The organism is Angustibacter aerolatus (assembly GCF_054776675.1).
Genome location: NZ_BAAHBM010000017.1, coordinates 16,300 through 31,021, shown reverse-complemented (window position 1 = coordinate 31,021; position 14,722 = coordinate 16,300). Strand labels below are relative to the sequence as shown.

General features: G+C 72.6%; 13 protein-coding genes. 5 read left to right on the top strand and 8 right to left on the bottom strand.

What is annotated here, in order from left to right; translation table 11 throughout:
• Positions 1-140: 140 nt before the first annotated feature.
• Complete coding sequence (gene phoA / locus ACYVI6_RS06480) at positions 141-1,502, bottom strand: alkaline phosphatase (RefSeq protein WP_460445583.1); 1,362 nt, start codon at positions 1,500-1,502, stop codon at positions 141-143.
• Between the two features lie 140 nt (positions 1,503-1,642).
• Here phoA and ACYVI6_RS06475 point away from each other — a divergent pair, with 140 nt between their 5' ends.
• Positions 1,643-1,888 carry a DUF2630 family protein gene (locus tag ACYVI6_RS06475; RefSeq protein WP_460445582.1) on the top strand — a complete coding sequence of 82 codons (246 nt, stop codon included), beginning with the start codon at positions 1,643-1,645 and terminating at the stop codon, positions 1,886-1,888.
• A gap of 3 nt (positions 1,889-1,891) precedes the next feature.
• Here ACYVI6_RS06475 and ACYVI6_RS06470 read toward each other — a convergent pair whose 3' ends face one another.
• From ACYVI6_RS06470 to ACYVI6_RS06455, 4 genes are read right to left on the bottom strand one after another with little or no spacing between them, the layout of a single operon-like run.
• Positions 1,892-2,758: a carbohydrate ABC transporter permease gene (locus ACYVI6_RS06470; protein ID WP_460445581.1), complete on the bottom strand. Its 867-nt coding sequence runs from the start codon at positions 2,756-2,758 to the stop codon at positions 1,892-1,894.
• Complete coding sequence (locus tag ACYVI6_RS06465) at positions 2,755-3,675, bottom strand: carbohydrate ABC transporter permease (protein ID WP_460445580.1); 921 nt, start codon at positions 3,673-3,675, stop codon at positions 2,755-2,757. Before ACYVI6_RS06465 ends, ACYVI6_RS06470 begins: the two co-directional genes overlap by 4 nt.
• Entirely contained in the window at positions 3,672-4,958 is a 1,287-nt protein-coding gene (locus ACYVI6_RS06460) for an ABC transporter substrate-binding protein (RefSeq protein WP_460445579.1), read from the bottom strand. The genes ACYVI6_RS06465 and ACYVI6_RS06460 overlap by 4 nt, the downstream gene beginning before the upstream one ends.
• The gene (locus tag ACYVI6_RS06455; RefSeq protein WP_460445578.1) at positions 4,955-5,854 is read right to left on the bottom strand and encodes an SIS domain-containing protein; all 900 of its coding nucleotides are present in this window, start codon (positions 5,852-5,854) and stop codon (positions 4,955-4,957) included. Before ACYVI6_RS06455 ends, ACYVI6_RS06460 begins: the two co-directional genes overlap by 4 nt.
• A 104-nt stretch (positions 5,855-5,958) precedes the next feature.
• On the opposite strand from ACYVI6_RS06455, the gene ACYVI6_RS06450 reads away from it, so the two are divergent.
• Entirely contained in the window at positions 5,959-6,858 is a 900-nt protein-coding gene (locus ACYVI6_RS06450) for a carbohydrate kinase family protein (protein WP_460445577.1), read from the top strand.
• A gap of 102 nt (positions 6,859-6,960) precedes the next feature.
• Here ACYVI6_RS06450 and melA read toward each other — a convergent pair whose 3' ends face one another.
• Complete coding sequence (gene melA, locus ACYVI6_RS06445) at positions 6,961-8,268, bottom strand: alpha-galactosidase (protein WP_460445576.1); 1,308 nt, start codon at positions 8,266-8,268, stop codon at positions 6,961-6,963.
• Positions 8,269-8,369: 101 nt separating this feature from the next.
• On the opposite strand from melA, the gene ACYVI6_RS06440 reads away from it, so the two are divergent.
• Both ACYVI6_RS06440 and ACYVI6_RS06435 read left to right on the top strand, forming a co-directional pair.
• Complete coding sequence (locus ACYVI6_RS06440) at positions 8,370-9,152, top strand: DeoR/GlpR family DNA-binding transcription regulator (RefSeq protein ID WP_460445575.1); 783 nt, start codon at positions 8,370-8,372, stop codon at positions 9,150-9,152.
• Between the two features lie 46 nt (positions 9,153-9,198).
• A complete protein-coding gene (locus tag ACYVI6_RS06435; protein WP_460445574.1) occupies positions 9,199-10,110 on the top strand; it encodes an endo alpha-1,4 polygalactosaminidase in 912 nt (303 codons plus the stop codon).
• Between the two features lie 4 nt (positions 10,111-10,114).
• On the opposite strand, the gene ACYVI6_RS06430 is transcribed toward ACYVI6_RS06435, so the two are convergent.
• Entirely contained in the window at positions 10,115-10,963 is an 849-nt protein-coding gene (locus ACYVI6_RS06430) for an aldo/keto reductase (RefSeq protein ID WP_460445573.1), read from the bottom strand.
• A 102-nt stretch (positions 10,964-11,065) separates the two neighbouring features.
• Between ACYVI6_RS06430 and ACYVI6_RS06425 the strand changes: the two genes are divergently transcribed.
• Positions 11,066-12,622 (top strand): LLM class flavin-dependent oxidoreductase, encoded by a 1,557-nt coding sequence (locus ACYVI6_RS06425; RefSeq protein ID WP_460445572.1) that lies wholly within the window; start codon positions 11,066-11,068, stop codon positions 12,620-12,622.
• Between the two features lie 7 nt (positions 12,623-12,629).
• On the opposite strand, the gene ACYVI6_RS06420 is transcribed toward ACYVI6_RS06425, so the two are convergent.
• Entirely contained in the window at positions 12,630-14,678 is a 2,049-nt protein-coding gene (locus ACYVI6_RS06420; protein ID WP_460445571.1) for an NAD(+) synthase, read from the bottom strand.
• Between the last annotated feature and the right edge of the window lie 44 nt (positions 14,679-14,722).

Below are 14,722 nucleotides of genomic sequence, written 5' to 3'. Positions count from 1 at the left end.
CCGAGATGCGAGTACCGGTTCACCCGACGACGTCGTGGTGAACCGGTACTCGCATCTCGGCAGGGGGCGGGGACGCGACCGGGCCGGCCCCTCGTGCGAGGAGCCGGCCCGGGTGACGCGGTGGTGCTGGTGACCTGCGGTCAGCCGTCGAGCCCGAGGGCGCGGCGCATGGTGAAGAACAGGTCGGTCTGGTTGGTGACGCCGAGCACGTTGGCCGCCTGCGGGCCGCCGGCCGCGATGCGCACCTCGGTGCCGGTGTGCTGCTGCGAGCCACCGAGCTCGGCGGTCGCGTAGCTGATCGTGAGGTCGCCGCCCTCGTTGGTGCGCAGGGTGGCGGTGTAGCCCTGGGTCGGGCCCTCGACGATCTGGCTGGTGTGGCCGTGGTCGGCGGTCACGACGACCAGGGTGTCGGGGTGCGACTTCTGGTAGTCGAGCGCCTTGCGCACCGCGTAGTCGAACTGGATGGTCTCGCCGATCTGGCCGCACGGGTTGGCGGCGTGGTCCTGCTTGTCGATCGACGCGCCCTCGATCTGCAGGAAGAAGCCCTTGTCGGAACTCTTGGTCTGCGTGTCGAGGATGGACAGGGCCTTGGCGGCCATGTCCTGCAGGTGCGGCTGCGAGGCGGTGCGCGCGGTGTTGATGGCGCAGCGCGACGGGGCTGTGCCCTCGCGGGTCGGCGTCGGACCGACGTACTCGAGGTCCATGTTGTTCTTCGCGAACGTGCCGAGCACGGGGCTGTTCGGGTTCACGTGAGCCAGGCCGTTGGCGTCGGTCACGACCTGGTAGCCGTCGGCCTTCGCCCGGTCGAGCACCGACTGGCCCTTGCCCTGACCCGCCTGCACGATCTGGTCGAAGTACTGCTTGCCGCCGCCGAGCGAGATGTCGGCGCGGGTCGCCACCAGCTGCTCGGCGATGGAGCCGGCGCCGCCGTTGACCTTGTCGTTCTTCGCGCACTTGGCCATGGACTGGGGGCCCTTGCAGTCGCGCTGGATGACGTGCGAGGCGAGCACCGCGGGGGTCGCGTCCTGGAGCTCGGCGGTCGTGACGTTGCCCGTGCGGTACCCGTTGGCCTTGGCCAGCTCGAGGATGGTCGGCACCGGCTTCTCGTTCGGCAGCACCGAGATCGCGCCGTTGTAGGTCTTGTTGCCGGTGGCCCAGCCGCTGCCCGAGGCGGCGGAGTCGGTCACGTAGTCCGGGATCCCCGGGTTGTCCTTGCGCACGGCGTACGTCGTGTACGCGCCGGTGAGCGGGAGGGTGTCCATGTTCAGGCGGCCGTTGGCGCCGGCCTGGTAGTTGCGCGCGATGGTGATCTCGCTGTCGCCCATGCCGTCACCGATGAGCAGGATGACGTTGCGGGCCTTGCCGCCCTGGATGGCGGCCTTGGCGGCGTCGGTGTTGTCGGCACGACCGCCGGCGGCGAGCGCAGAAGCAGGTGCGGCGACGGCGACGGCGGCCACGAGGGCGAGGGCCGTCCGGCCGCGGCGGGAACGCAGGGGGTTCATCGGGTTCCGTTCCTGTGATGGGGACCTTGCGGGGCCAACCAGACCAGTGCGAACGATCCGGAGAAGACGCCTTGACCGAACCGGAGATGACGGCTGGGTGAACACGGGCCCACCGCGGCCCCGGGGTGGATGATCGGCGCATGGACGACCAGCAGATCCTGCAGCGCATCCACGACATCGTCACCCGCCAGCACGAGCTGCGCGCCGAGCAGCAGGCGGGCGAGCTGTCGACCGCCGACGAGCAGGCCCAGGTGCGCGGCCTGCAGGAGGCGCTCGACCAGTGCTGGGACCTGCTGCGCCAGCGCCGGGCCGCGCGCGAGTTCGACCGCGACCCGGACACGGCGAGCGAGCGCCCGGTGCCGGAGGTCGAGGGCTACCAGCAGTAGCCGCTACTTGCCGCCGGTCGAGGCGATCGACCGGACGAAGAACCGCTGCGCGCACAGGAACGCGATCAGCAGCGGCAGCTGGCTCATGAGCGACCCCGCCATCACCACCGGCCAGTTCGTCGCGTGCGCGCCCTGGAACGACGCCAGCCCGAGCTGCAGCGTCATCCGGCTCGGGGTCTGGATCGCGATGAGCGGCCACAGGAAGTCGTTCCACACGTTCAGCAGGGTGAGCACCGCGAGGGTGGCCAGCGGCGCGCCCATCAGCGGCAGCAGCACCTGCACCAGCGTGCGCAGCCGGCCGGCGCCGTCGATGCGGGCGGCCTCCTCGAGCTCGCGGGGCAGGGTGCGGAAGAACTGCCGCAGCAGGAACACCCCGAACGGCGTGGCCAGGTTCGGCAGCGCGATGGAGGCGAGGGTGTCGACGAGGTGCAGGTGCTTCATCACCAGCAGCGTCGGGATCATGATCACCTGGAACGGCACCATGAGCGTGGCCAGCATCAGCACGAACGCCACCCCGCTGCCGGCGAACCGCACCCGCGCGAACGCGTAGCCGGCGAGCGTGCACAGCACCAGGTTCGCGACGACGCAGCTCACCGAGACCACCGCGGTGTTCACGAACCAGTGGCCGAAGGGCGCCGTGGTCAGCGCGTCGCGGTAGTTCTGCCAGTGCACGCTGGTCGGCAGCCGCGGCGGGAAGTGCCGGCTCTCGGCGAGCGTCGACACCGACGTCACCAGCATCCAGAGCAGCGGCGCGAGCATCACCAGCGCGATCGGTGCCAGCACCAGGTGCCAGGGGCTCGGACGTCGTCCCCGGCGCGGGGTCGCCGTCCGGGTGCGGGCGGACGTCGTCGCCGCCGTGAGGGTGGTCACGCGTCCTCGGTCCAGCGCCGGCTGAGCCGCAGCTCGACCAGCGTCAGCAGCAGGATGGCGACGAACAGCACGTAGGCGACGGCCGCCGCGTAGCCGGCGTGGAAGAACTGGAACGCCTGCTGGTACAGGTAGTAGACGACGACCGTCGTGGCGTGCACCGGCCCGCCCTTCGTCGTCACGTAGATCTCGTCGAAGAGCTGCAGCGCGTTGATCGTCAGCCAGACGACCAGGAACGTGGTGGCCGGTGCGAGCTGCGGCACCTGCACCCGCCAGAACGCCCGCCACGGCGAGCAGCCGTCGAGCTGCGCCGCCTCGAGCAGGTCCTTGGGCACGGACTGCAGAGCGGCCAGGTAGATGATCACGCCGAAGCCGATCCAGCCCCAGACGGTCATGGCCAGGATCGCGCCGAGCGCCTGGTCGGGGTCGCGGAAGAACCCCTGCTGCGGCAGGCCGACCGCTGACAGCGCGCCGTTCACCAGGCCGTAGTCGGGGTCGAGCAGCCAGTTGAAGACGAACGCCGTCGCGACGGTCGACGTGACGACCGGCACGAACACCGCCGTCCGGTAGAAGCCGATGAAGCGCACCTGCCGGTTCAGCGCCGCGGCCACCAGCAGCGACGCCACGATGGTGATCGGCACGAAGAGCACCGTGTAGACGACGGTGTGCCGCAGCGACTCGCGCAGCAGCGGGTCGTGCACCAGCCGCTGGTAGTTGGCGCCGCCGACCCACTCGCTGCTGCCGCTGAGGTCGTTGTCCTGGAACGACAGCACGAGCGACCAGACGACCGGCACCAGCCCGAACAGCGCGATGAGCAGCAGCGCCGGGCTGGCGAAGCCCCAGCCGACGACGCCCTCGGGCAGCGACCGGCGCCGCGACCGCCGGGTGGTCGGGGCCGGACGCGCGGCGACCGCGGTCACTGCGACCCCGCGAGCAACCCGTCGGTGGTGTCGGCTGCCGTCTTCAGCGCGTCGGCGGGCTGTGCCTTGCCGGCCATCACGGCCTGCACCGCCTGGCCGATCGCGGCGCTGATCTCCGGGTAGGCGGTGATGTTCGGCCGCACCTGCGTCACGTTCGCCTGGTTGTCGACGAACACCTTGCCGCCCGGGTACTTCTTCAGGTACTCGGCGTACCCAGGCAGCTTCGTCTCCGACTCGCGCACCGGCAGATCACCGGTGGCGATCGCGAACTTCAGGTGCTCCTCGGGAGACAGCATGAACTGCACGAACGCCTTGGCGGTCGCCACCTTCTGCGCGCCGTTGTCGAAGATCATCCACGAGTCGGGGCCGGAGATGCTGGCGTGGCTGGTGTCGCCGGGTAGCACCTGGACGCCGTAGTCGACGTCGTCGTTGATCGACGACAGGTCCCACGGCCCGGTCCACAGCATGGCGATCTTGCCGTCGTTGAAGAGGTTCAGGTAGTTGCCGCTGCCGCTGTCGAGGTACACCGACTTGTCGGTCACCGCCATGTCGTGCAGCTGCTGCATGGCCTTCACGCCGGCCGCGTCGTCGAACGCCGCCTGCTTGCCGGAGCCGTCGAGCAGCTGGCCGCCGGCCTGCCAGAGCATCGCGACGTACCGCCAGGTGGTGTCCTCCGAGCCGTCGTCGACGTACGCCCAGCCGAACTGCTTGTCGGCGGCCGAGGTGAGCCGCTGCGCCGCGCTGCGGAAGTCCTGCCACGTCCAGTCGGCGGTCGGCGCGTCGACGCCCGCCTGCTCGAACAGCTTCTTGTTGTAGACGAGCGCGAGGTTGTCGACCAGGGCCGGCAGACCGACCACCTTGCCGTCGACCGTCGCCGCCTGCCGCTCGCCCTCGTAGAAGTCCGACCACGCCCAGGCCGGGTCCTGCACGTCCTTCGTCAGGTCGACCAGCTGCTTCTTCTTCACCAGCGCGGTGGCCGACGAACCGAACTGGTAGCTGACGTCGGGGTACTTGCCCGCGGCGATCGCGGCGGTGGTCTTCTGCAGCGTGTTGTCGTTGCCGCCGTTGTAGACCAGCTTCACCTGCTGCGACGGGTGCGCACCGTTCCAGTCCGCGACGACCTGCGTCATGCCCTTCGCCTCGACGTCGGTGTACCCGTGCCAGACGGTGATCGACGCGTCGCCGGACCCCGCGTCGTCCGACCCGCCGCACGCGGTGGCGAGGCCGAGCGCCAGCAGCGTCGCGCCGGCCGCCAGCACCCGGCGCGGCGTCCGACCGGTCATCGCGCGGGCTCCAGCACCACGGCCCGCGTCAGGTTGCGCGGGGTGTCGGGGTCGAGACCCTTGCGCGCCGCGACGGCGAGGGCCAGCAGGTGCACGCGCACCAGCTGCACGAGCGGGTCGAGGTCATCGGTGAGCACGTCGGCGCCGAGGTCGCGCAGCTCGGGCGCGATGCCGGCGGCGTCCGGTCCGAGCAGCACGACGGCGGTGCCCGGTCCGGCGAGCGCGACCGGACCGTGCCGGTACTCCATCGCCGGGTGGCTCTCGGTGGTGGCGAGGCAGGCCTCGCGCAGCTTGAGCGCCGCCTCGTGCGCGAGCCCGACGCTGGCGCCGTGGCCGAGGAACACGAACCGCTCGCTGCCGGCGAGGTCGGCGGGCAGGTCGTCGGGTGCCTCGATGCCCGCGACCAGCTGCTCGGCCTGCGCGATCGCCGCCGACAGGTCGTCGCCCGCCGCGGCCCGGAACACCGCCACGACCGCGGTGGCGAAGCGGGTCTGCACGACCGACGTCTCGTCGGCGAAGTCGAGCACCAGCGCGGCGGCGGCCGCGTCGACCACCGGACCCTGCGGCACCGCGGTGACCACCACGGTCGGCAGGCCGACGGGCAGCTCACCCAGGTAGCGCACGACCTCCGTCGTGGTGCCCGAGCGGGTGATCACGACGACCCGGTCGTAGCCGCGGGCCGTCGGCGCCTCGGACGCCGCGAACGCGTCGGACTCGCCGAGCCCGCGCGCCTCGCGCAGGGTCGCCACGGCCTGGGCGACGAACCACGAGGTGCCGCAGCCGACGAAGGCCACCCGCTCGCCGTCCGGCACCAGGGCGCGCACGTCGTCCGCCCGCTCCACCGCCTGCCGCCACACGTCCGGCTGACTCAGGACCTCTCGCAACGTCTCGCGCATGGCCGGAGCGTAGGTGCAGGAACGCGCACCCACAAGAGGCAAGCGCGCATGAACGTGCATCTTTTCATGCACGCTTGAGACGCGCCGCCGCTACGCTCCCGACCATGCAGACACCCGAGGTGCTGGTGGTGGGCGACGCGAACCCGGACCTGGTGCTCACCGGCGACGTGGTGCCGCGCTTCGGCCAGGCCGAGCAGCTGGTCGGGGCCGAGCTCGTCATGGGCGGTTCGGCGTCGATCGCGGCGTGCGGGCTCGCACGGCTCGGCGTCCGCACCGAGCTGGCCGCGGTCGTCGGCGACGACGTGCACGGGCGGCTGGTGCGCGACCTGCTCGTCGAGCGCGGCGTCGGGGTCGGGTCGCTGCAGGTGCACCCGACGCTGGCGACCGGGCTCACCGTGGTGCTGCAGCCCGACGGCGGCGGCGACCGCGCGATCCTCACCAGCACCGGCACCATCGACGCCCTGCGCGCCGACGACGTCGAGGTGCCCGCCGGCGTCCGGCACGTGCACGTCGCGTCGTACTTCCTGCAGCCCGCGCTCGCCGCCGGCCTGCCCGGCCTGCTGCAGCGCGCCCGCGACGCCGGCGCCACGACGTCGCTCGACACCAACTGGGACCCGGCCGGGCGCTGGCACGACGTGCGCGACGTGCTGCCGCTCGTCGACGTGCTGCTGCCCAACGCGGCCGAGCTGCTCGCGGTCACCGGCGGCGACGACGTCGAGCAGGCCGCCGAGCAGCTGCTCGCCGCGGGCACGGCCGTGGTGCTGAAGGACGGAGCCCGCGGCGGTCGCGCCTGGACGCCGGAGGGCGCGGCCACCGTGGCCGCCGAGCCCGTGCAGCCGGTCGACGCGGTGGGCGCCGGCGACTCGTTCGACGCCGGCTGGATCGCCGCCCGGGTGCGCGGCCTGCCGGTGCCCGAGGCCCTGCGCTGGGCGGTCCGCTGCGGCACCCTCAGCACCCGCGCGCTCGGCGGCACCGCGGCCCAGGCCACCCCCGCCGACCTCTGACCCTCTGCGCGCCCCAGCCCGGTGTGCGCACGTCAACCCGCTCCGCCGCGCTCCCGGAGCGGGCTGAGGTGCGCACACCGGGCTGACGTGCGGAAAGGGGGTTCAGGGGGTGAGGGGGACGCGCAGCGCGGGGGGCAGGAGGTCGCCGTGGGCCGCGACGAGGTCGTCGCAGAGGCTCCAGATCTGCGGCAGCGTGAGGGTCGCGGAGGTGTTGGCGTCGACCATGACGGCGCGGCGCACCATGGCGGGGTCGTCCTCCATCGCAGCGCGGATCGTGAGGTCGCCGACGCTGCAGGCGGCCCGGTTCACGGCGGCGAGGTGCGCGGGCAGGTCGCCCATCGGCTGCGGGTGCACGCCGTCCGCGTCGACCACGCACGGCACCTCGACGCAGACGTCGGGCGGCAGGTTGGTCACCAGGCCCTCGTTCAGCACGTTGCCGACGATGGTCACCGGCTCGCCGGTCACCATCGCGTGCACCACGAGCGGCGCGTACTCGGTGGCCTCGCGCTCGAGCGGCAGGTGCTCGCCGGCGGCCAGCGCGTCACGGGTGCGGGCGTACGTCGCGAGGTTCTGCTCGCTGATCCGCACGTACTCCCCCACCGGGATGCGCAGCCGCTCGATCTCGTCGTCGCTGTGCAGGTACCAGGGCACGTACTCCGACGAGTGCTCGCTGGTCTCGGTCGGGAACCGGCCGAGGCGGCGGTACATGTCGAACCGCACCCGCCGCGAGAGCTCCGGGTCGGCCTCGATCGCCTTGTCGAGCAACGGGTACAGGCTCTCGCCGTCGCGCTCCCACCGCAGCAGCCACGCCTGGTGGTTGACGCCGGCGCTGGCGTACTCCACCTCGTCGAGCGGCACGCCGACGATCTCGCAGAGGTCGTGCACCGTCCAGTAGACGCTGTGGCACAGCCCGACCACCTTGACCGCGGGATACCGGCGGCGCAGGTACCCGACGTTCATCGCCATCGGGTTCGTGTAGTTCAGCAGCCAGGCGTCGGGGCACACGTCGAGCAGGTCGCTCGCGATGCCGTCGAGCACCGGGAAGGTGCGCAGCGCCCGGAACACGCCGCCGACGCCGAGCGTGTCGCCGATCGTCTGCCGCAGGCCGTAGCGAGCGGGGATCTCGAAGTCGCGAACAGTCGCCTCGTGCATGCCGACCTGGATGCTGTTGATCACGAAGTCGGCGCCCTGCATCGCCTCGCGGCGGTCGAGGTGCGTCGTCACGGTCGGCGCGGCACCGAGCTGGGACGCCGTGTCGCGGGCGATCGCCTCGGCCGTGGCCAGCCGCTCGGGGTCGATGTCGTGCAGCCGGACGGCGACCTCGCGCAGGGCGGGGAAGCCGAGCAGGTCGGTGAGCAGCTCGTGGGTGAACTCGACGCTGCCGGCGCCGACGAAGCAGATCGTCGTCATGCGCGGATCATGCCGCCGGACGGCCAGTCGCGCAAGAACGCGCAGTCCCGCATGCGCGTTCGCGCGCCGAGCGCCGGTGTGAACCGCATAGGATGACGCCCATGACCGAGCAGCCGACGCGCGTGCGCCGCGCCGACCGCACGGCGGTCATCCTCGAGCGGCTGTCGACGCACGGCTCGGTCGACGTCGGCGAGCTGGCCGAGCACTTCCGCGTCTCGCAGGCCACGCTGCGCCGCGACCTGCAGGTGCTCGAGCAGCAGCGGCTGCTGCGGCGCACCCACGGCGGGGCCACCGCGCAGGACGTCGCGTACGAGCTGCCGGTGCGGTACCGCGACAGCCACGCGCGCGAGGCGAAGCGGCGGATCGCGGCCGAGGCCGTGCAGCGCGTGCCCGAGGGTCCGGTCGCCGTCGGCCTCACCGGGGGCACCACGACGTCGGAGGTCGCGCGGCTGCTCGTCGAGCGCACCGACCTCACCGTCGTGACGAACGCGCTGAACATCGCGGCCGAGCTGTCGCTGCGCCCGCGCCTGAAGCTGGTGGTGACCGGCGGGGTGAGCCGCTCGCAGTCGTACGAGCTGGTCGGGCCGTGGGCCGAGCACACGCTGCGCGGGGTGAACGTCGGCACCGCGTTCGTCGGCGTCGACGGCATCAGCGCGACGGGTGGCCTGACCACCCACGACGAGGTCGAGGCGCACACCAACGCGGTGCTGGTCGAGCGCGCGGCGCACACCGTGGTGGTCGCCGACGGCTCGAAGGTCGGACGGGCGCTGCTCGCCCGCATCACCGGCGTCGACGGCGTCGACGAGCTGGTCACCGACGACACCGCCGACCCGGCCGCGCTGCAGGCGCTGCGAGCCGCCGGCCTGCGCGTCACGGTGGTCTGACGACGTGGCCGACCAGCCGAGCAGTGTCCGTGCGTACAGTGTTGCCGTGCGAAACACGAATCCGGCCCCAGCCCGACCGTCCCGACGCAGCCGTGCGCTGCGCCTGAGCCTGGGTGCGGTCGTCGCCCTGACCGCGGGGTGCTCCGGCGCGAGCAGCACGCCGGGCGCCGCGGTCACGTCCACGACGTCCGTGCGGCCGGCCGCCGCCGTCGACACCGCGCCGACGTGGCAGGCACCACCGGCGAACGCGCGCTTCGACTACCAGATCGGCGGCGCGTACACCCCGCTGGCGAGCGTGCGCGTGGTCAGCCGCGACCGCGACGACGACCCCGTGCCCGGCCGGTACAACATCTGCTACGTCAACGCGTTCCAGACGCAGCCGGACGACGCGGCCTGGTGGAAGCAGCACCACCCCGACCTGGTGCTGCGCAAGGCGTCCGGCGGGGTGTTCACCGACCCCGACTGGCCCGGCGAGATGCTGCTCGACACCCGCACCGCCGCCAAGCGCGCACGGCTGCTGCAGGTCGTCGGGCCGTGGTTCGACGGCTGCCGCACGTCGGGCTACCAGGCGGTCGAGCCCGACAACCTCGACACGTGGACGCGCTCCGGCAAGCTGCTCACGCGCGCCGGCAACCTGGAGTTCGCCAAGCTGCTCGCGGCGCGGGCCCACGGCAAGGGGATGGCGATCGCCCAGAAGAACGCCGCCGAGCTGACGGCTGGCGAGCGGCGCACCGTGGGGTTCGACTTCGCGATCGCCGAGGAGTGCCAGGTGTACGAGGAGTGCGGGCTCTACGAAGCCGCGTACGGGCACCGGTTCATCGAGATCGAGTACACCGACAACGGCACGGCCGCTTACGCCGCGGCGTGCCGCGCCCGCGGTGCCACGACGTCGGTCGTCCTGCGCGACCGTGACGTCGTGACCCGCGGGCGGGCGGCGTACCGCTACCAGGCCTGCTGAGCGGTCAGTCGGGGATGTAGTCGAACTCGTCGGGGTTGGGGCCGGTGCGCCCCTGCTCGCCCTTGTCGAGCGCGGTGATCTGCTGCATCTGCTCGTCCGAGAGCTCGAAGTCGAAGATCTCGTAGTTCTCGCGGATGCGGTCGGGCGTCACCGACTTCGGGAAGATGATGTCGCCGCGCTGCACGTGCCAGCGCAGCGTCACCTGCGCGGGGCTCTTACCGACCGACTCGGCGATCGACACGATCGCGTCGTCCTTCAGCACGCCGCCCTGGGCGATCGGCGACCACGCCTCGACGGCGATGCCGTGCTCGCGGCAGTAGGCGCGCACCTCGGCGTTGTCGAGGTAGGGGTGCACCTCGATCTGGTTCACCGCCGGCACCGTGCCGGTCTCCTGCGCGAGCCGCTCGAGGTGCGCGACCTGGAAGTTGGAGACGCCGATCGAGCGCGAGCGGCCGTCGGCCTTGAACTCCTCCAGCACCTTCCACGTCGACACGAAGTCGCCGTCGTAGCGCGTGGGCAGCGGCCAGTGGATGAGGAACAGGTCGACGTGGTCGAGCCCGAGCGCCTCCAGCGTGCCGTCGAAGGCCCGGCGCGCGGCGTCCGGCTCGTGGAAGCCGTTGTTCAGCTTGCTGGTGATCCAGAGGTCCTCGCGGGCCAGGCCGCTGTCGCGCACGGCCTCGCCGACGCCGGCCTCGTTCTGGTACATCTCGGCGGTGTCGATGTGCCGGTAGCCGATCTCGAAGGCGCGCTTTGTCGCCTCGGCGGTCTCGTCCGGATCGATCTGGAAGACACCGAACCCGAGCTGCGGGATGACGTTGCCGTCGTTCAGCGTGATGCCGGGTACTGCGCTCACTGCGATCTCCTCGTGCGTTCGTCGGCTCCCCCTGCGGACCTCGATCCTCCACCGGTCCGGACCGTCCCGCATCACGGGAGGCGGCTGGGGCAGGATCGGGGCATGACCGACTACGGGCACCAGCTGCAGCTCGGCACCTTCGTGACGCCGTCCGCCGATGCCGTCGAGCACGTGCTCGAGGCGGCGGTGCTCACCGAGCTCGTCGGCCTCGACCTGGTGACGTTCCAGGACCACCCGTACCAGGCGCGACACCTCGACGTCTGGACGCTGCTCTCGGTCGTCGGTGCCAGGACGTCGTCGGTGCGGCTGGCCGCGAACGTGCTCAACCTGCCCCTGCGGCCGCCGTGGCTCGTCGCCCGCAGCGTCGCCACGCTCGACCTGCTGACCGGCGGCCGGGTCGAGCTGGGCCTCGGGGCCGGCGCGTTCTGGGACGCGATCGCCGCGGTGGGCGGTGAGCGGCGGACGCCGGGCGAGGCGGTCGACGCGCTGGAGGAGGCGGTCGAGGTGATCCGGGCGGCCTGGGACACCTCGCGACGCAGCGTGCGGTTCGCCGGCGACCACTACCCGGTCGCCGGCGCGCACCCCGGGCCGGCACCGGCGCACGACGTGGAGATCTGGCTGGGCGCCTACAAGCCGCGGATGCTGCGGCTCACCGGCGCGCGGGCCGACGGCTGGCTGCCCTCGATGGGGTACGCCGACCCGCCCGACCTGCCCGCGATGCACGCGCTCGTCGACGAGGCCGCGGTCGAGGCCGGGCGCTCGCCCGCCGACGTCCGCCGGCTCTACAACGTGTTCGGCACCTTCGGGCGGGGCGACGGCTGGCTCACCGGCACGCCGCGCGACTGGGCCGAGAAGCTCGCGGGGCTGACGATCGAGCAGGGCATCAGCACGTTCGTGCTCGGCACCGACGACCTCGACGTCATCCGGCGGTTCGGTGGCGAGGTCGCCCCCGAGGTGCGGCGCCTCGTCGAGGCCGAGCGCGCCGACCCGCGCCCGCCGGTCGCCACCGAGCCGGACCGCGAGGTCGCCGCGGCCGAGAGCATCACCGTGGCCCCGACGTCCGCGTTCGCCGTCCGCACCACGCCCGACGACGGACGCCGGCTGAGCGCGACCCGCGTCTGGGACGAGTCGGCCCGCCCGACCGGACCCGCGCCCGACCCGGCGCGCACCTACACCGCCGACGACCTCGCCCGGGGCCGGCACCTGGTCGACGTGCACGACCACCTGCGCCAGGAGCTGCGCACCGTGCGCGACCTCGTCGACCAGGTCGAGGCCGGGCTGCTCGACGTCGGCAGCGCGCGCACCGCCATCAACGAGATGACCATGCGGCAGAACAACTGGACGCTCGGCGCCTACTGCGAGAGCTACTGCCGCGTCGTCACGACGCACCACACCATCGAGGACCGCAGCATGTTCCCGCGGCTGCGCGCCGGCGACCCGTCGCTGTCACCGGTCATCGACCGGCTCGAGCTCGAGCACCACGCGATCCACGACGTGCTGGAGGGCGTCGACCGCGCGCTCGTCGACCTGGTCGCCCGGCCGGACGGGCTGCCGGCGCTGCGCGAAGCCGTGAACCTGCTGTCGGACACCCTGCTGTCGCACCTGTCGTACGAGGAGCGCGAGCTCGTCGAACCGTTGGCGCGCATGGGTTTCGCCTAGGCGCGGCTCAGACCCGGGGCACCGACTCGAGGTCGTCGAGCCAGGCCTGCGGCGAGCTGTCGGACGGCGCGCGCCAGTCACCGCGCGGCGAGAGCGCCCCGCCGTCGACGACCTTCGGGCCGTTCGGCACCGCCGTCCGCTTGAACTGGCTGAAGCCGAAGAACCGGCGGACGAAGACGTCGAGCCAGTGCCGGATCTGCTCCAGCGTGTAGGCGTGCCGCTTGTCGTCCGGGAAGTTCGGGGGCCACCGACCTGCTTCGACGTCGGCCCAGGCGTGCAGCGCCATGAACGCGATCTTCGACGGCAGCGCGCCGTCGCGCACCACGTGGAAGAGCGTGAAGTCCTGCAGCTCGTACGGGCCGACCTTCGCCTCGCTGCTCTGCACCACGCCGTCGCGGCCGGGCACCAGCTCGGGGCTGATCTCGGCGGCCAGCACCTCCGTCAGCACCAGCGCGACGTCGTCGTCGAACTGCCCGGACGCCACGACCCAGCGGATGAGGTGCTGGATCAGGGTCTTGGGCACGCCGGCGTTCACGTTGTAGTGCGACATCTGGTCGCCGACGCCGTACGTCGACCAGCCGAGCGCCATCTCCGACAGGTCGCCGGTGCCCACCACGATGCCGCCCCGGTGGTTGGCCAGCCGGAACAGGTAGTCGTAGCGGAGCCCCGCCTGCACGTTCTCGAACGTCACGTCGTAGACGTCGTCGCCGCGCTCGCCGTCCGCGTACGGGTGGTGCAGGTCGCGCAGCATCTGCTCGGCGGCCGGCCGGATGTCGAGCACCTCGACGGTCGCGCCGAGCGCGGTCGCCAGCCGCAGCGCCGCGGACTTCGACGTCTCGCCGGTCGCGAAGCCGGGCATCGTGTAGGCGAGCACGTCGGAGCGGGGTCGCCCGAGGCGGTCCATCGCCTTCGCCGCCACGAGCATCGCCTGCGTCGAGTCGAGGCCACCCGAGACGCCGATCACGGCCTTCGGGCCGCCGATGGCGCGCAGTCGCTGCACCAGCCCGGCGACCTGGATGTTGTACGCCTCGTAGCAGTCCTGCTCGAGCCGGTCGGCGTCCGCCGGCACGAACGGGAAGCGCTCGACGACGCGCCGCAGCCCGATGTCGCCGGTCGGCGGGTCGAGCCGGAACCCGATGCGGCGGAACGGTGCTCGGCCGTCGAGCAGGGTGCGCCGGTTGTCGTCGAAGCTCCCGTTGTGCTGGCGCAGGCTGCGCAGCAGGCCGAGGTCGACGTCGGCCACCGCCCGGGCGCCGCCGCCCTCGACGAACCGCTCGGCCGCGTCGAGCGGCACGCCGTTCTCGTGCACCAGCGTCTGACCGTCCCACGCCAGGTCGTTCGTCGACTCGCCGTCGCCGGCGGCCGCGTACACGTACGCCGCGATGCAGCGGGCGGACGCCGAGCGCACCAGCAGCTCGCGGTGGGCTGCCCGGCCGACGGTCACCGGGCTGCTCGACAGGTTCGCCAGCACGGTCGCGCCCGCGAGCGCCGCCAGCGCGCTGGGCGGCACCGGCACCCACAGGTCCTCGCAGACCTCCACGTGCAGCACCAGGCCGGGCACGTCCTCCGCCGCGAACAGCAGGTCGGGGCCGAGCGGCACGCTGGCGCCGGCCACGACGATCTCGCCGCGCAGGTCGTCGCCGGGCTGGAAGTGCCGCCGCTCGTAGAACTCTCGGTAGTTCGGCAGGTACGACTTGGGGGCGACGCCGAGCACCTGCCCCTTGTGCACCACCACCGCGGCGTTCACCAGCCGGTTGCCGTGCCGCAGCGGCGCCCCGACCACGAGCACCGGCAGCAGCTGCGCCGACGCCTCGACCACCTGCTGCAGCGCCGCCTCCACGGCGTCGAGCAGCGCGTCCTGCAGCAGCAGGTCGTCGATCGCGTAGCCGCTGAGCCCGAGCTCGGGGAAGACCGCGACCGCCACGCCGTCGTCGTGGCACGCCCGCGCCGAGACCAGCAGCGCCTCGGCGTTGGCCGCCGGGTCGGCGACCGCCGTCCGCGGTGAGCAGGCGGCCACCCGGGCGAACCCGTGGTGGTAGGCGGAGCGGAAGGTCATGTCGGGCCTCTCGTGCGGCGGCGGTGCGGCGTCATCCTCGCACC